The organism is Pseudomonas sp. 18-147, from assembly GCF_051048045.1.
GTDB classification, from domain to species: domain Bacteria; phylum Pseudomonadota; class Gammaproteobacteria; order Pseudomonadales; family Pseudomonadaceae; genus Pseudomonas; species Pseudomonas aeruginosa.
Genome location: NZ_CP182296.1, coordinates 6408924 through 6425621, shown reverse-complemented (window position 1 = coordinate 6425621; position 16698 = coordinate 6408924). Strand labels below are relative to the sequence as shown.

The following is a 16698-nucleotide window of genomic DNA, read 5'->3' as shown; positions in this document are numbered from 1 at the left end:
GTAGGGTAAAAGTGCGACCGGGAGCTGCCTGCCGGTCATGCAGCGACCGGAATATCCGGATCGACCGTACCAGGTTCCCAACCCCGAAGAGGGAGACCTCCGTGATCAAGAAGATCCTGATCGCCAACCGCGGCGAGATCGCCGTCCGCATCGTGCGCGCCTGCGCCGAGATGGGCATCCGCTCGGTGGCCGTCTACTCCGAGGCCGATCGCCACGCGCTGCACGTCAAGCGCGCCGACGAAGCCCACAGCATCGGCGCGGACCCGCTGGCCGGCTACCTCAACCCGCGCGCCCTGGTGAACTTGGCGGTGGAAAGTGGCTGCGACGCCCTGCACCCCGGCTATGGCTTCCTCTCGGAAAATGCCGAGCTGGCGGAAATCTGCGCCGAGCGCGGTATCAAGTTCATCGGCCCGTCGGCGCAAGTGATCCGCCGCATGGGCGACAAGACCGAAGCCCGCCGCAGCATGATCGCCGCCGGCGTGCCCTGCACCCCCGGCACCGAAGGCAACGTCGCCGATCTCGCCGAGGCCCTGCGCGAAGCCGAGCGGATCGGCTACCCGGTGATGCTCAAGGCCACCTCCGGCGGCGGCGGTCGCGGCATCCGTCGCTGCAACAGCCGCGAGGAGCTGGAACAGGCGTTCCCGCGGGTGATCTCCGAGGCGACCAAGGCCTTCGGCAGCGCCGAAGTATTCCTCGAGAAGTGCATCGTCAATCCCAAGCACATCGAGGCGCAGATCCTCGCCGATTCCTTCGGCAACACCGTGCACCTGTTCGAGCGCGACTGCTCGATCCAGCGCCGCAACCAGAAGCTCATCGAGATCGCCCCGAGCCCGCAGCTCACCCCCGAGCAGCGCGCCTACATCGGCGATCTGGCGGTGCGCGCGGCCAAGGCGGTGGGCTACGAGAACGCCGGCACCGTGGAGTTCCTGCTCGCCGACGGCGAGGTGTACTTCATGGAGATGAACACCCGGGTCCAGGTGGAGCACACCATCACCGAGGAAATCACCGGCATCGACGTGGTCCGCGAGCAGATCCGCATCGCTTCCGGGCTGGAGCTGTCGGTCAAGCAGGACGACATCGTCCATCGCGGCTACGCCCTGCAGTTCCGCATCAACGCCGAGGACCCGAAGAACAACTTCCTGCCCTCGTTCGGCAAGATCACCCGCTACTACGCCCCCGGCGGCCCCGGCGTGCGTACCGACACGGCGATCTACACCGGCTACACCATCCCGCCGTACTACGACTCGATGTGCCTGAAGCTGATCGTCTGGGCGCTGACCTGGGAAGAGGCCCTCGATCGCGGACTGCGCGCCCTCGACGACATGCGCGTGCAAGGGGTCAAGACCACCGCGCCGTACTACCAGGAAATCCTCCGCAACCCGGAATTCCGCAGCGGCCAGTTCAACACCAGCTTCGTCGAAAGCCACCCGGAACTGACCCAGTACTCGATCAAGCGCAACCCGTCGCACCTGGCCATCGCCATCGCCACCGCCATCGCGGCCCACGCCGGCCTGTAAGGGAAGGAGCAGAACATGAGCAACACCATCCAAGCGAAGAAGACCGGCGTCACCGATACCATCCTGCGCGATGCCCACCAGTCGCTGCTGGCGACCCGCATGCGCACCGAGGACATGCTGCCGATCTGCGACAAGCTCGACCGCGTCGGCTACTGGTCGCTGGAAGTCTGGGGCGGCGCCACCTTCGACGCCTGCGTGCGCTTCCTCAAGGAAGACCCGTGGGAACGCCTGCGCAAGCTCAAGGCAGCGCTGCCCAACACCCGCCTGCAGATGCTCCTGCGCGGGCAGAACCTGCTCGGCTACCGCCACTACAGCGACGATGTGGTGCGCGCCTTCGTGGCCAAGGCGGCGGTCAACGGCATCGACGTGTTCCGCATCTTCGACGCGATGAACGACGTGCGTAACCTGCGCGTCTCCATCGAGGCGGTGAAGGCCGCCGGCAAGCACGCCCAGGGCACCATCTGCTACACCACCAGCCCGGTGCACACCATCGAGGCCTTCGTCGCCCAGGGCAAGGCGATGGCCGACATGGGCGTCGACTCCATCGCCATCAAGGACATGGCCGGCCTGCTCACCCCCTATGCCACCGGCGACCTGGTCAAGGCCCTGAAGGACGCCCTGCCGCTGGACGTGGTGGTGCATTCCCATGACACCGCCGGTGTCGCCAGCATGTGCCAGCTCAAGGCCGTGGAAAACGGCGCCGACCGTATCGACACGGCGATCTCCAGCATGGCCTGGGGCACCAGCCACCCGGGCACCGAGTCGATGGTCGCGGCGCTGCGCGGTACCCCCTACGACACCGGCCTGGACCTGGAGCTGATCCAGGAGATCGGCATGTACTTCCACGCGGTGCGCAAGAGGTACCACCAGTTCGAGAGCGAATTCACCGGCGTGGATACCCGCGTGCAGGTCAACCAGGTGCCGGGCGGGATGATTTCCAACCTGGCCAACCAGCTCAAGGAGCAGGGCGCGCTGAACCGTATGGGCGAGGTGCTCGAGGAAATCCCGCGGGTCCGCGCCGACCTCGGTTTCCCGCCGCTGGTGACGCCGACTTCGCAGATCGTCGGCACCCAGGCGTTCTTCAACGTGCTCGCCGGCGAGCGCTACAAGACCATCACCAACGAAGTGAAGCTGTACCTGCAGGGCCGTTATGGCAAGGCCCCCGGCGAGGTCAACGAGCAACTGCGGCGCCAGGCCATCGGCAGCGAGGAAGTCATCGACGTGCGCCCGGCCGACCTGATCAAGCCGGAGCTGAACAAGCTGCGCAGCGAGATCGGCAACCTGGCCAAGTCCGAGGAAGACGTACTCACCTACGCGATGTTCCCGGACATCGGGCGCAAGTTCCTCGAAGAGCGTGAGGCCGGCACCCTGAAGCCCGAGGAACTGCTGCCGATTCCCACCGGCAAGGGCGTCGCCGCCGCTGGCGCGGAAGGCACCCCGACCGAGTTCGTCATCGACGTGCACGGCGAGACCTACCGCGTCGACATCACCGGGGTCGGCGTGAAGAGCGACAACAAGCGGCACTTCTACCTGTCCATCGACGGCATGCCGGAAGAAGTGGTGTTCGAGCCGCTCAACGAATATGTCGCCGGCTCCGCCAGCGGCCGCAAGCATGCCAGCGAGCCGGGCCACGTCAGCACCACCATGCCGGGCAACATCGTCGACGTGCTGGTGAAGGAAGGCGATAGCGTCAAGGCCGGCCAGGCGGTGTTGATCACCGAGGCGATGAAGATGGAAACCGAGGTCCAGGCCGGCATCGCCGGTACGGTCAAGGCGATCCACGTGGCCAAGGGCGACCGGGTCAACCCGGGCGAGATCCTGATCGAGATTGCGGGCTGACCGCGACAGACGGTTAAAGTCCCTGGGGGAGCATGATGCTCCCCTTTTTTTATCGGCATCGGTTGCCGCGTCGGCCGGCTGTTCGCCCTGCCAGGGTGCGCCCGGCGCGCGCGCCGCCTAGAATGCCGCCTCTGCCCAACGGCGCGTCGCGCCGCAGGCGCTGACTATCGGGAAGTCCAGGTGTCGTCCTCTCCAGCTCAAACGCCCAGCCGCCGGCCCTCGCTGCTCGGCGGTTCGATGATCATCGCCGGCACCGCCGTCGGTGCCGGAATGTTCTCCCTGCCCATCGCCATGTCCGGCATCTGGTTCGGCTGGTCGGTGGCGGTGTTCCTGCTCACCTGGTTCTGCATGCTGCTGTCGGGGATGATGATCCTCGAGGCCAACCTCAACTACCCGGTGGGCTCGAGCTTCTCGACCATCACCCGCGACCTGCTCGGCCAGGGCTGGAATGTGGTCAACGGGCTGAGCATCGCCTTCGTCCTCTATATCCTCACCTATGCCTATATCTCCGGCGGCGGCTCGATCATCGGCTACACCCTGTCCAGCGGCCTCGGCGTGACCCTGCCGGAAAAGCTCGCCGGGCTGCTGTTCGCCCTGGCGGTGGCGCTGGTGGTGTGGTGGAGCACCCGCGCGGTGGACCGCATCACCACGCTGATGCTCGGCGGCATGATCATTACCTTCGGCCTCTCCATCAGCGGCCTGCTCGGGCGCATCCAGCCGGCGATCCTGTTCAACAGCGGCGAGCCGGACGCGGTCTACTGGCCCTACCTGCTGGCGACCCTGCCGTTCTGCCTGACTTCCTTCGGTTACCACGGCAACGTGCCGAGCCTGATGAAGTACTACGGCAAGGACCCGCAGCGGATCAGCCGTTCGCTGTGGATCGGCACCCTGATCGCCCTGGCCATCTACCTGCTGTGGCAGGCCAGCACCCTGGGCACCATCCCGCGCGAGCAGTTCAAGGGCATCATCGCCGGCGGCAGCAACGTCGGCACCCTGGTGGAATACCTGCACCGGATCACCGCGTCGGATTCGCTGAACGCGTTGCTCACCACCTTCTCCAACCTGGCGGTGGCCAGCTCCTTCCTCGGCGTGACCCTCGGCCTGTTCGACTACCTGGCCGACCTGTGCAAGTTCGACGACAGCCACTTCGGGCGCTTCAAGACCGCGTTGCTGACCTTCGTCCCACCGACCATCGGCGGGCTGCTGTTCCCCAACGGCTTCATCTACGCCATCGGTTTCGCCGGGCTGGCCGCGGCGTTCTGGGCGGTGATCGTTCCGGCGCTGATGGCGCGGGCCTCGCGCAAGCGCTTCGGCAGCCCGCTGTTCCGCGCCTGGGGCGGCACGCCGGCGATCGTGCTGGTGCTGCTGTTCGGCGTGGCCAACGCGGTCGCGCACATCCTGGCCAGCCTGCACTGGCTGCCGGAGTACCGTTGAGCGACCGGCAGTCCCTGCCAGGGGCTAGTCGCGCAGCGCCTCCAGCGTCTGCCGCTGGCGGCCTTCGGCGTCGAAGTTGGAAGGATCGAGCCAGCGCTCGAACGCCGCCTGTCGCGCCGGCCATTCGCTGTCGAGCAGGGAGAACCAGGCGGTGTCGCGGTTGCGCTGCTTGACCACCATGTGCTGGCGGAAGGTGCCTTCGTAGGTGAAGCCCAGGCGCTCGGCGGCGCGCATCGAACGGGCGTTGCCGGCATTGCACTTCCACTCCAGGCGGCGGTAGCCGAGGCGGCCGAGGGCGAGTTCGGCGAGCAGGTAGACCGCCTCGGTAGACCCCGGTGTGCGCTGCATAGGCGCGCCGAAGGCGATATGACCGATTTCGATGACGCCATCCTTCGGCGTGATCCGCAGGTAGCTGAGCAGGCCGACGGCGCGCTGCGTGCGCCGCTCGCGCACGGCGAAGAACTGCGGGTCGCGGCTGGCCGCCTGGCCGGCCAGCCAGGCGTCGAACGCCGGGCGCTCGGCGAACGGGCCGTAGGCCAGGTATTCCCACAGCAACGGGTCGGCGCCAGGCCCTTGCAGGGCGTCCCACAGGTCGTCGCCGTGGCGTTGCGGATCGAGCGGTTCGAGCTTGACGAAGCGGCCGTCGAGCGGGGCGTGGGGTGGAGTGGCGACGGGGCGCCAGTTCAAGGGTTCGCGCATGGTGGGCCTCAGAGAATCCTGCGGTACTGAAGGAAACCGGACTTGTCGGCGATGCGCTCGTACAGCTTCATCGCGTCGCTGTTGCTCTCGTGGGTCAGCCAGTGCACCCGCGAACAGCCAGCGGCGCCGGCCTCGGCGTAGACATGCTCGATCAGCCGGCGCCCTATGCCTTTGCCGCGCAGGCCCTCGGCGACGAACAGGTCCTGCAGGTAGCAGTAGTCGCCGACGGTCCAGCAGGAGCGGTGGTAGATCCAGTGCACCAGGCCCACGGCGCGCTCGTCGAGCCAGGCGAGGGCGGCGTTCATCGGTTCGTCGGCGTCGAGGAAGCGCTGCCAGGTGGCGTCGCTGGTAGCGGCGGCGATCTCGGTCTTGTAGAAGCGCTGGTAGCCCTCCCACAGCGGCAGCCAGGCGGCGTGGTCGCCGGCGCCGACGGGACGAATCTGCAGGGACGTGCTCATGGCTCGGTTCCATGTCCGGGTAAAGGTGCCTCCAGACTAGGCCGGGAAATGGTCCGCTAGAAGATCCATTGCTGGTCAATTCCACAGGTCCAATCCACACTGGCGCTTTCTTCCCTGCGAGACCGCCATGGCCACCGTACTGCCCTTCGACGCCGCCGGCATCCACCTCGACCCCGCCCAGGGCCTGGCCCGCCAGCTCTACGCCGCGCTGCGCGAACGGATCCTCGACGGCCGCCTCGGCAGCCGCACGCGGATGCCCGCCAGCCGCGAGCTGGCCCAGGCCCTGAAGGTCTCGCGCAACACCGTGGTGCGGGCCTATGAACAGTTGCACGCCGAGGGCTATATCGACGGGCGCACAGGCGACGGGACCTACGTTGCCGAGTTGCAGGAAATCCCAGGCAGGGCCCCCGCCGTCGCCCCGAGCGCTCCCGCGCCGCGCGGCCCGGCGGCCCTGGCGCCGCCACCGGAAGGCGCGCCGCGAGCGTTCCGCGTCGGCGTGCCGGCCTTCGACCTGTTCCCCTTCGACACCTGGGCGCGGCTACAGGCGCGCTTCTGGCGCAACCCGCCGGCGGACTGCCTGGGCTACGGCGACCCGGCCGGCGAGGCGCGCCTGCGCGAGCTGATCGCCGCCTACCTGCGCAGCGCGCGCGGCCTGCGCTGCGAGGCGGAACAGGTGATCGTCACCCATGGCGCGCAGCAGGCCATCCGCCTGTGCGCCCAGGTGTTGCTCGAGAACGGCGATCCGGTGGCTGTGGAAAACCCTGGCTACCGCGCGGCGCGCCTGGCCTTCGCCGCGACCGGCGCGGTACCGCACGGGATCGACCTCGACGCCGAGGGCCTGCGCAGCGACCGGCTCGCGGGCATCGCCGGCTGCCGCCTGGCCTATGTCACGCCGTCACACCAGTACCCCACCGGCGTCACCCTGTCGCTGGCGCGGCGCCTGGAGCTGCTGGAGTGGGCCGAGCGCGCCGACGGCTGGATCGTCGAGGACGACTACGACGGCGAGTATCGCTACAGCGGTACGCCGCTGGCGCCGCTGGCCGCGCTGGACCGACAGGGCCGGGTGCTCTACGTCGGGACCTTCTGCAAGATCGCCTTCCCGGCGTTGCGCCTGGGCTACCTGGTGGTCCCGCCGGCGCTGGTCGAGCGCTTCCGCCAGCGGCGGGCCATCGAGGTACGCCATTCGGAGGTGGGCACCCAGCGGGTCATGGCCGACTTCATCGCCGAAGGGCATTTCCAGCGCCACGTCCGCCGCATGCGCCGCGCCGCCCGCGCCCGCCGCGACGCCTTGCTGCGGGGCTGGCCAGAGGCGCCGGGTTGCCAGCCGTTGCCGGCGGTGGAGGCGGGGCTGCACCTGTGCGTGCGGGTCGACAGCCTGGCGCGGGAGCGGGCCCTGATCGCCGCGGCGGCAGCCGCCGGGGTGGAAGTCAGCGCCTTGAGCGACTACTGGATGGACGACTCCAGCGTTGCGCCAGACGACCGCGCGGGCCTGGTGCTGGGCTTCGCGGCAGTACCCGAGGCGCGTATCGACGAGGCGCTGCGGGCGTTGCGCAAGGCCTGGCGGCGGGAGGCCCTGGTTGGACCCGTCGTCGCGACTGACTAGAATGCCCCCGGATCACCCTCGCGCCCAGGAGTAGCCATGAGTGTCGCCCTTTCCGCCGCGCCCGAGCGCAAGCTCGCCGCCCCCCTGATCGCCTTCGCCCTGCTGGTGCTCGGCGGGCTGTTCCTGTTCAACGCGGTCAGCGCGCGCCAGGCCATCCTCTTCATCGTCGGCGGCGCCCTGGGCCTGACCCTCTACCACGCCGCCTTCGGCTTCACCTCCGCCTGGCGGGTATTCATCCGCGAACGGCGTGGCGCCGGGCTGCGCGCGCAGATGGTGATGCTGGCGCTGGCGGTGCTGCTGTTCTTCCCGGCGCTGGCGGCGGGCAGCCTGTTCGGCCAGCCGGTGAGCGGTTTCGTCTCGCCGGTCGGCACTTCGGTGATCGTCGGCGCCTTCATTTTCGGCATCGGCATGCAACTGGGCGGCGGCTGCGCCTCCGGCACCCTGTTCACCGTCGGCGGCGGCAACGCGCGGATGCTGGTGACCCTGCTGTTCTTCATCCTCGGCTCGCTGATCGCCACCCAGCATGTCGGCTGGTGGTTCGCCCTGCCGTCGCTGCCGCCGATCTCGCTGGTCGCCGAACTGGGCCTGGCACCGGCGCTGGTGTTGAGCCTGGCGGTGTTCATCGGCATCGCCGGGGTCACGGTACGCATGGAGAAGGCCCGCCACGGCACCCTGGAAACCCCGCCGAGCGCCGAATGGCGTGGTTGGCGGCGCTTCCTCCGCGGCCCCTGGCCGCTGGTCTGGGGGGCGCTGGCGCTGGCGCTGCTCAACTTCCTCACCCTGTACCTCGCCGGACGCCCCTGGGGCATCACGTCGGCCTTCGCCCTGTGGGGCGCGAAGATCGCCCAGGGCGTGGGCCTGGACGTCGGCGCCTGGGCCTTCTGGCAGACGCCGGCGAACGCCAAGGCGCTGGCCGCGCCGCTGTGGGAAGACATCACCAGCGTGATGGACATCGGCATCGTCCTCGGCGCGCTGCTCGCCGCCGGCCTGGCCGGACGCTTCGCGCCGAACCTGGACATCCCGCGCCGTTCGCTGGCGGCGGCGGTGATCGGCGGGCTGCTGCTCGGCTACGGCGCGCGCCTGGCCTATGGCTGCAACATCGGCGCGTATTTCAGCGGGATCGCGTCCGGCAGCCTGCATGGCTGGTTGTGGTTGGTGGCGGCGTTTGCCGGCAACAGCGTCGGGGTACGGGTATTGAGGCCTTATTTCTTCCCGGAGGAGCGGCGGGAGCAAGGGTTGACGGGGTGTTGAGAGGGGATATGCCTTCGTAGGACGTATGACGCGGACGTTATCCACAGGTGAGCGCAGCCACACAACACCTCGGCAACGGGGAAGATCTGCGGGCCGTCCTGAGCGGTGAAAAAAAGAAGGGACACCGCAGGTCGCCGTGTCCCTCAGAGTGTAGAGAGGGAAAGTTGGTATCCCTCTCGACCGGTGAGCGTGGCGCCGCGGCTGGGCCGGGGCGCCGGGTATAAAAGAAGGGATGAAGGGTATCCATCCCTAAAGGTCGAGGGGGTAGTACTCCCCCTCTACCGGTGAGCCTTCTTCGATCGGCTGCGCTGCGGCCCGGCTGCGTCGACAGCCGGACCTGGGCGCGCTCGATCTCGTATCGGATCAGGCGCGCAGCGGAATCAGGCGCGGCGCGATCATGTTTTCCGGCAGCAGGATGTCGGCCAGGGTGGCTTCGTCCAGCAGCTTTTCCTCGCGTACCAGTTCCAGGACGCCGCGGCCGCTCTCCAGGGCGGTCTTGGCGATCCGCGTGGAGTTCTCGTAGCCGATGTACGGGTTCAGCGCGGTGACCAGGCCGATGCTGTGCTCGACCAGTTCGTGGCAGCGCTCGACGTTGGCGGTGATGCCGGTGATGCAGTGCTCGCGGAGCATGTCCATGGCGCGTTGCAGCAGGCGGATCGAGTCGAAGATCTTGTAGGCGATCAGCGGCTCCATCACGTTCAGTTGCAACTGGCCGCCTTCGGCCGCCAGGGTCAGGGCGAGGTCGTTGCCGATCACTTCGAAGGCGACCTGGTTGACCGCTTCCGGGATCACCGGGTTGACCTTGCCCGGCATGATCGAACTGCCCGGCTGGCGCGGCGGCAGGTTGATCTCGTTGATGCCGGTGCGCGGGCCGCTGGAGAGCAGGCGCAGGTCGTTGCAGATCTTCGACAGCTTGACCGCGGTGCGCTTGAGCATGCCGGAGAACAGCACGAAGGCGCCCATGTCGGAGGTGGCTTCGATCAGGTCGGCGGCCGGTTTCAGCGGCTGCCCGCTGATGGCGGCCAGGCGCTCGACGGCGAGCTTCTGGTAGCCGGGGTCGGCGTTGATGCCGGTGCCGATGGCGGTGCCGCCGAGGTTCACTTCGGTGAGCAGCTCCGGCGCCAGGCGACGCAGGCGATCGAGGTCTTCGCCGAGGGTGGTGGCGAAAGCGTGGAATTCCTGGCCGAGGGTCATCGGCACGGCGTCCTGCAATTGGGTGCGGCCCATCTTCAGTACGCCGGCGAATTCGACGCCCTTGGCGGCGAAGGCCTGGATCAGGCTGTCGAGGCTGGCCAGCAGGGTGTCGTGGCCGAGCAGCAGGCCCAGGCGGATGGCGGTCGGGTAGGCGTCGTTGGTCGACTGCGCCATGTTCACATCGTTGTTCGGGTGCAGGTACTTGTACTCACCCTTGGTATGGCCCATGGCTTCCAGCGCGATGTTCGCGATCACTTCGTTCGCGTTCATGTTGGTGGAGGTGCCGGCGCCGCCCTGGATCATGTCCACCACGAACTGCTCGTGGAAATCGCCGCGGATCAGGCGGGCGCAGGCCTCGCTGATGGCGGCGTGCTTGTCTTCCGGGAGATGGCCGAGCTGACGGTTGGCGTCGGCGGCGGCCTGCTTGACCATGGCCAGGGCAACGACCAGCTTCGGGTAGTGCGACAGCGGCACCCCGGAGAGGCGGAAGTTGTTCACGGCGCGCAGGGTCTGGATGCCGTAGTAGGCGTCAGCGGGCACTTCGAGGGTGCCGAGCAGGTCTTTCTCGATACGGGAAGATGCAACGGGGGACATGACGGGATTTGTCTCAGAGGGACACGGCCAGTGCCGCGATGCCCACTAGACTAAGGATGTGACGATTTCGTGGCCAATGCTGTTAAACGCTGCCTCATGCACAAACGGCATAATGTTGGATGTGACGCTGGTATGATGGCGGACGTGTCATCGCATTACCGGAGCCTTTCCCGTCGTGAACCTCGAACTGAAGTGGCTGGAGGATTTCATCGCCCTGGCCGGCACCCGCAGCTTTTCCCAGGCGGCGGAGAAACGCTTCGTCACCCAGCCGGCCTTCAGCCGGCGCATTCGCAGCCTGGAGGACGCCCTCGGCCTGACCCTGGTGAATCGCCAGCGCACGCCGGTGGAACTGACCGAGGCCGGGCAGTTGTTCCTGGTCACCGCGCGCAGCGTGGTCGAGCAGCTCGGCCAGGTGGTGCGCCACCTGCACCACCTGGAAGGCGGGCAGGGCGAGGTGCTGCAGTTCGCCGCCGCCCACTCGCTGGCGCTGGGCTTCTTCCCGCAGTGGATCGCGCGGCTGCGCAACGAGGGGCTGAACATCGCCAGCCGGCTGATCGCCACCAACGTCGGCGAGGCGGTGCATTCCCTGCGCGAGGGTAGCTGCGACCTGATGCTGGCGTTCTACGACCCTGACGCCGCGTTGCAGATGGACCCGGAGATCTTCCCCTCGCTGCACCTGGGGCGCACCGAGATGCTGCCGGTTTGCGCGGTGAACGCCGAGGGCCAGCCGCTGTTCGACCTGGAGAACGGCCAGAGCGTGCCGCTGCTCGCCTACAGCGCCAGCGCCTTCCTCGGCCGCGGGGTCAACCTGCTGCTGCGCCAGCGCAACCTGCGCTACACCACGGTCTACGAGACGGCGATGGCCGACAGCCTGAAGAGCATGGCGCTGCAAGGCATGGGCGTGGCCTGGGTGCCACGGCTGAGCGTGGTCAACGAACTGGAGCGCGGTGAGCTGGCGATCTGTGGCGGGCCGCAATGGTTCGTGCCGCAGGAAATCCGCCTGTACCGCTGCGCGCTGGTACGCAAGGCGGCGATCCGCCTGCTCTGGCGCAAGCTGGAAGGCGGGCTGGGCAGCGTCGAGTAGACAGGCAAGGGCGGCGCCGGGACGCCGCCCCGCAGGTCACATCTCGAGGACGATGCGCCCCTCGATCTGCCCGGCGCGCATCTGGTCGAGGATCTGGTTGATGTCGTCCAGCTTGCCCGGATGGATGGTCGCCTTGACCAGGCCTTCGCCGGCAAAGTCGAGGGCTTCCTGAAGGTCCGCGCGGGTGCCGACGATGGAGCCGGCGATGTGCAGGCCCTTGAGCACCACGTCGAAGATCGGCGTCGGGAAGTCACCCGGCGGCAGGCCGACCAGGGCGATGGTGCCGCCGCGGCGCGCCATGCCGATGGCCTGGCCGAAGGCGCTGTTGGATACCGCGGTGACCAGCACCCCGTGGGCGCCGCCGATGTCGCGCTGGAGCACCTCCACCGGGTCTTCCTGCCGGGCGTTGACCGTCAGGCTGGCACCGAGCTTGCGCGCCAGTTCCAGCTTGGCGTCGTCGATGTCGATGGCGGCGACGTGCAGGCCCATGGCCCTGGCGTACTGCACGGCGACGTGGCCGAGGCCGCCGATGCCGGAGATCGCCACCCACTGGCCGGGGCGCGCGTTGGTCTGCTTGAGCCCCTTGTAGACGGTGACGCCGGCGCAGAGGATCGGCGCGATTTCAGCGAATTCGACGTTTTTCGGCAGAATTCCGACGTAGTTCGGGTCGGCCAATACGTATTCGGCATAGCCGCCGTTCACCGAGTAGCCGGTGTTCTGCTGGCTCTCGCAGAGGGTCTCCCAGCCGGTCAGGCAGTGCTCGCAGCAGCCGCAGGCGGTGTACAGCCAGGGGATGCCGACCCGGTCGCCTTCCTTCACCCGGGTCACTCCGCTGCCCACCGCGGCGACGTAGCCGACGCCTTCGTGACCGGGAATGAACGGCAACGGCGGCTTCACCGGCCAGTCGCCCTCGGCGGCATGCAGGTCGGTGTGGCAGACGCCGGAGGCTTCGATCTTCACCAGTACCTGCCCGGGGCCGGGCAGCGGAACCTTGACTTCCTCGATCCGCAGCGGCGCGCCGTAGGCGTGCACGACCGCGGCTTTCATGGTCTGTGGCAGGGTCATGGTCATCTCCTTGGACGGGGCTGAGCGCCTGTCGCGGCGCCTTTGACGGGCACCGCGACAGGCTGCGGAACCGGCGCGGCCGCCGCTCCCTCGGAGCGCGCCGCGACAACCAGTCTGGCCGCTCGTGGTAGGCGCGCATTGAGTTGCGGCAAGTTTCCCGCCATGGCGCGAAAAAACGGGACGGACGGTAGCCCCCGGCGCGCGCCCGGCCTGCCTTTGCGGTATACTGCGCCGCCTTCGAACCGGCACTGCCCGCCGGCTCGGCCCAGTACAAGCCACGCCCCTCGACGAAGCGTGGCTTGTTGGTTTCTGACGCGCCGGACGGCGCATTTGAGAGAGGCACGACGATGAGCGCACTGGTTGGCGTGATCATGGGTTCCAAATCGGACTGGAGCACCCTCAGTCACACCGCGGACATGCTGGACAAGCTGGGCATCCCCTACGAAGTGAAGGTGGTTTCCGCCCACCGCACCCCGGACCTGCTCTTCCAGTACGCCGAGGAAGCCGAAGGCCGCGGCCTCGAAGTGATCATCGCCGGCGCTGGCGGCGCCGCCCACCTGCCGGGCATGTGCGCGGCCAAGACCCACCTGCCGGTACTCGGCGTGCCGGTACAGTCGTCGATGCTGTCGGGTGTCGACTCGCTGCTCTCCATCGTGCAGATGCCCGCCGGCGTACCGGTCGCCACCCTGGCCATCGGCAAGGCCGGCGCGGTCAACGCGGCGCTGCTCTCGGCGAGCATCCTCGGCGCCAAGCACCCGCAGTACCACGAGGCGCTGAAGCAGTTCCGCGCCAACCAGACCGAAACCGTGCTGGACAATCCCGACCCGCGCGATGCGTGAGACAGGCTCTGAGAAGGTAAGGCTCGAACCATGAAAATCGGTGTCATCGGTGGCGGCCAGCTGGGCCGCATGCTGGCCCTGGCGGGAACCCCGCTGGGCATGAACTTCGCTTTCCTCGACCCGGCGCCGGACGCCTGCGCGGCCTCCCTGGGCGAGCACATCCGCGCCGACTACGGCGACCAGGAGCACCTGCGGCAACTGGCCGACGAGGTCGACCTGGTGACCTTCGAGTTCGAGAGCGTGCCGGCGGAAACCGTGGCCTTCCTCTCCCAGTTCGTGCCGGTCTACCCGAACGCCGAGTCGCTGCGCATCGCCCGCGACCGCTGGTTCGAGAAGTCGATGTTCAAGGACCTCGGCATTCCCACTCCGGACTTCGCCGACGTCCAGTCCCAGGCCGACCTCGATGCCGCCGCAGCCGCCATCGGCCTGCCGGCGGTGCTCAAGACCCGCACCCTGGGCTACGACGGCAAGGGCCAGAAGGTCCTGCGCCAGCCGGCCGACGTGCAGGGCGCGTTCGCCGAACTGGGCAGCGTGCCGTGCATCCTCGAGGGCTTCGTGCCGTTCACCGGGGAAGTCTCGCTGGTGGCGGTGCGCGCTCGCGATGGCGAGACGCGTTTCTACCCGCTGGTGCACAACACCCACGACAGCGGCATCCTCAAGCTCTCCGTGGCCAGCAGCGGGCATCCGTTGCAGGCGCTGGCCGAGGACTACGTCGGCCGCGTGCTGGCCCGGCTCGACTACGTCGGCGTGCTGGCCTTCGAGTTCTTCGAGGTGGACGGCGGCCTGAAGGCCAACGAGATCGCCCCGCGCGTGCACAACTCCGGGCACTGGACCATCGAAGGTGCCGAGTGCAGCCAGTTCGAGAACCACTTGCGCGCCGTCGCCGGCCTGCCGCTGGGCTCGACCGCCAAGGTCGGCGAGAGCGCGATGCTCAATTTCATCGGCGCGGTCCCCCCGGTGGCTCAGGTGGTCGCCGTCGCCGATTGCCACCTGCATCACTACGGCAAGGCCTTCAAGAACGGCCGCAAGGTCGGCCACGCCACCCTGCGTTGTGCCGACCGGGCGACGCTGCAGGCGCGCATCGCCGAGGTCGAGGCGCTGATCGAGGCGTGAGCGATTGCCGCCCGCCCATCCTTGGGTTGGCGGGCGGCACTGAACCCAAGGCTTTTCTACACTGTCCCATGGCAGGCGCAATACATGCGCATACACCCGTAAGGAGGGACTGTCATGGGATTAATCGGAACCATCATCGTCGGACTGATCGTTGGTCTCGTTGCACGCTTTCTGAAGCCAGGTGACGACAGCATGGGCTGGATCATGACCATCCTGCTCGGCATCGGCGGTTCGCTGCTGGCCACCTACGGCGGCCAGGCGATCGGCTTCTACCAGGCTGGCCAGGCGGCCGGTTTCATCGGCGCGGTGGTCGGCGCCGTCGTACTGCTGGTCATTTACGGCCTGATCAAGAAGAATTGATGGCTCTGGCCGGCCCCCGCGGGGGCCGGCGTTTCCTCACTTCGCCGGTATTCCCGCCATCATGCGCCGCTTCCCGTTCGCCCGCCTGTTGCTGCTCGCCCTGTTGTCCTCACCCCTGGTCCACGCCGAACTGCCCGAGACCGACTGGCTGGAACTGATGCCGCCGGCCGACCGCAAGGCGCTGGAAGAAATGCCCGACATCGTCCACGACACCCCGGAGGCCGCCGGCACCTTCACCAGCAAGGGGGGCCTGAAGCAGTCGGACCGGAAGATGCCGGCGGTGATGTATTCGGCCAAGACCGTCGCCAGCCTGGATGGCAAGGCGATCCGCCTCGGCGGCTACCCGGTGCCGCTGGAGAACGACGCCAAGGGCCGCGTCACCGAATTCTTCCTGGTGCCCTATCCGGGCGCCTGCATCCACGTGCCGCCGCCGCCGCCGAACCAGATCGTCCTGGTGCATTATCCACAGGGGCTGAAGCTGACCGATATCTACACCCCGCTGTGGGTCAGCGGCACGCTGAAGATCGAGCAGGTGAGCAATGACCTGGCCGATGCCGCCTACGCCATCGACAAGGCGCGGGTGAAGGTGGTGGAGGAAGCGGACCTGTAGGGCCGGCACCTGCGCAACGGCCCATGGCGGACGACGCGAGCCGCCCCGTCCGCTCGCCGTCCCGCTCAGGGCCGTTTCAGCGGCTCGCTCCAGATCTGCACGCCAAAGCTTTCGCTGCGCCCGGGGGCGACCACCATGAGGTCGTCCCAGACCCGCCCGGTCTCGATGCAGAGCATCTGCTGCCAGGCGTCGTCGGCGAACTGCGAGAGACGCCGGGACTTGTCCACCCAGGGGTTCCAGACCACCGCCGAACGCGAGTCGAGGGCGTGCAGGTGGATGCTGCGTTCCCAGCGCGGGTCCTTGATCAGCAGGTCGCGTTCGAGACCGAGGTAGATGCGGTCCAGTTCGCCCTTGACCCGTACCGCGCCGTGCTGAGTGCGTTCTTCCCAGTTCTCCAGGGTCTCGATGTAGCGCGCGCCTTCCAGGCCCTCGATGGCGATCTCGCGGCTGTCGCTGACCGCGAAGTAGGTGTGCAGCGCCTGGCTGAGCACCAGCGGCTTGCTGCCGAGGTTCTCGCTGGTGAGTCGCAGGGTCAGGCGCTCGCCGAAGCGGAACAGCATGCGCAGCGCCGCCGGGTGCGGCCAGCCGGGGAGGCCATCGGGGGCGTCGAGGCGGAAGCTGACGCAGAGGTCGCCGTCCTCCTCGGCGATGTCGTCGATTTCCCAGTCGACTGCCCGGACCAGCCCGTGGGCGGGCGCCTTCAGGCCATCTTCCACCTGGCCGCGGACTTCCTGCGGGTTGCGCTCCAGCGGACCGAACCACGGCCAGCACACCGGCACCCCGCCGCGTACCGACTGCCCGCGCCGGTAGCCGGCCTCGTCGCTGAGCCAGACCAGCGGCGGCTGTTCGTGGGGCTGGTAGCTGAGCAGTTGCGCGCCCTGCTGGGCGATCAGCGCCTCGCCATGGGCGGTGTGGATGCGCCAGCAGGCCAGGTCGTCGACCTGTACCTGTTCGACGCGGTTGATCGGGCTATCGGTGTTCATGGCGGTCTCCGGGAGGCGAATGGATGGCAGCAGTATCACCGATCCATTTTATCGC

Annotated in this window: 15 protein-coding genes; 10 read left to right on the top strand and 5 right to left on the bottom strand. The window is 68.0% G+C overall.

The window, feature by feature from the left end:
- Positions 1-101 precede the first annotated feature (101 nt).
- From ACM0M4_RS30295 to mtr, 3 genes are all read left to right on the top strand, one after another.
- The gene (locus ACM0M4_RS30295; protein ID WP_003096848.1) at positions 102-1517 is read left to right on the top strand and encodes an acetyl-CoA carboxylase biotin carboxylase subunit; all 1416 of its coding nucleotides are present in this window, start codon (positions 102-104) and stop codon (positions 1515-1517) included.
- Positions 1518-1532: 15 nt separating this feature from the next.
- Complete coding sequence (oadA, locus tag ACM0M4_RS30290) at positions 1533-3356, top strand: sodium-extruding oxaloacetate decarboxylase subunit alpha (protein WP_054375669.1); 1824 nt, start codon at positions 1533-1535, stop codon at positions 3354-3356.
- 180 nt (positions 3357-3536) lie between these two features.
- Positions 3537-4790, top strand: coding sequence for a tryptophan permease (gene mtr / locus ACM0M4_RS30285; RefSeq protein WP_003146817.1), 1254 nt, complete (start codon positions 3537-3539; stop codon positions 4788-4790).
- Positions 4791-4814: 24 nt separating this feature from the next.
- Here mtr and ACM0M4_RS30280 read toward each other — a convergent pair whose 3' ends face one another.
- Both ACM0M4_RS30280 and ACM0M4_RS30275 read right to left on the bottom strand, forming a co-directional pair.
- Positions 4815-5489, bottom strand: a complete 675-nt coding sequence (locus tag ACM0M4_RS30280; protein WP_054375670.1) for a GNAT family N-acetyltransferase — start codon at positions 5487-5489, stop codon at positions 4815-4817.
- 8 nt (positions 5490-5497) lie between these two features.
- Positions 5498-5947, bottom strand: a complete 450-nt coding sequence (locus ACM0M4_RS30275; protein WP_034017039.1) for a GNAT family N-acetyltransferase — start codon at positions 5945-5947, stop codon at positions 5498-5500.
- A 127-nt stretch (positions 5948-6074) separates the two neighbouring features.
- Between ACM0M4_RS30275 and ACM0M4_RS30270 the strand changes: the two genes are divergently transcribed.
- Positions 6075-7550: a PLP-dependent aminotransferase family protein gene (locus ACM0M4_RS30270; protein ID WP_003136388.1), complete on the top strand. Its 1476-nt coding sequence runs from the start codon at positions 6075-6077 to the stop codon at positions 7548-7550.
- Positions 7551-7586: 36 nt separating this feature from the next.
- On the top strand, positions 7587-8801 hold the full coding sequence (locus tag ACM0M4_RS30265; protein ID WP_003106317.1) for a YeeE/YedE family protein: 1215 nt from the start codon (positions 7587-7589) through the stop codon (positions 8799-8801).
- A gap of 363 nt (positions 8802-9164) precedes the next feature.
- On the opposite strand, the gene aspA is transcribed toward ACM0M4_RS30265, so the two are convergent.
- A complete protein-coding gene (aspA, locus tag ACM0M4_RS30260; protein ID WP_003096822.1) occupies positions 9165-10589 on the bottom strand; it encodes an aspartate ammonia-lyase in 1425 nt (474 codons plus the stop codon).
- A gap of 175 nt (positions 10590-10764) precedes the next feature.
- Between aspA and ACM0M4_RS30255 the strand changes: the two genes are divergently transcribed.
- Positions 10765-11673 carry a LysR substrate-binding domain-containing protein gene (locus ACM0M4_RS30255; protein ID WP_003096819.1) on the top strand — a complete coding sequence of 303 codons (909 nt, stop codon included), beginning with the start codon at positions 10765-10767 and terminating at the stop codon, positions 11671-11673.
- 36 nt (positions 11674-11709) lie between these two features.
- Here ACM0M4_RS30255 and adhP read toward each other — a convergent pair whose 3' ends face one another.
- A complete protein-coding gene (gene adhP / locus ACM0M4_RS30250) occupies positions 11710-12738 on the bottom strand; it encodes an alcohol dehydrogenase AdhP (protein ID WP_003096816.1) in 1029 nt (342 codons plus the stop codon).
- 347 nt (positions 12739-13085) lie between these two features.
- On the opposite strand from adhP, the gene purE reads away from it, so the two are divergent.
- The 4 genes from purE to ACM0M4_RS30230 all read left to right on the top strand — a co-directional run bounded on the left by purE (position 13086) and on the right by ACM0M4_RS30230 (position 15660).
- Positions 13086-13577: a 5-(carboxyamino)imidazole ribonucleotide mutase gene (purE, locus tag ACM0M4_RS30245; RefSeq protein WP_003106314.1), complete on the top strand. Its 492-nt coding sequence runs from the start codon at positions 13086-13088 to the stop codon at positions 13575-13577.
- A gap of 30 nt (positions 13578-13607) precedes the next feature.
- Positions 13608-14690 carry a 5-(carboxyamino)imidazole ribonucleotide synthase gene (locus tag ACM0M4_RS30240; RefSeq protein ID WP_003096798.1) on the top strand — a complete coding sequence of 361 codons (1083 nt, stop codon included), beginning with the start codon at positions 13608-13610 and terminating at the stop codon, positions 14688-14690.
- A 114-nt stretch (positions 14691-14804) separates the two neighbouring features.
- Positions 14805-15050, top strand: a complete 246-nt coding sequence (locus ACM0M4_RS30235) for a GlsB/YeaQ/YmgE family stress response membrane protein (RefSeq protein ID WP_003096795.1) — start codon at positions 14805-14807, stop codon at positions 15048-15050.
- A gap of 61 nt (positions 15051-15111) precedes the next feature.
- Positions 15112-15660 carry a DUF3299 domain-containing protein gene (locus ACM0M4_RS30230; protein ID WP_031757079.1) on the top strand — a complete coding sequence of 183 codons (549 nt, stop codon included), beginning with the start codon at positions 15112-15114 and terminating at the stop codon, positions 15658-15660.
- Positions 15661-15725: 65 nt separating this feature from the next.
- Here the strand turns inward: ACM0M4_RS30230 and ACM0M4_RS30225 are convergent, their stop codons facing one another.
- On the bottom strand, positions 15726-16682 hold the full coding sequence (locus tag ACM0M4_RS30225; RefSeq protein WP_003122353.1) for a D-hexose-6-phosphate mutarotase: 957 nt from the start codon (positions 16680-16682) through the stop codon (positions 15726-15728).
- Between the last annotated feature and the right edge of the window lie 16 nt (positions 16683-16698).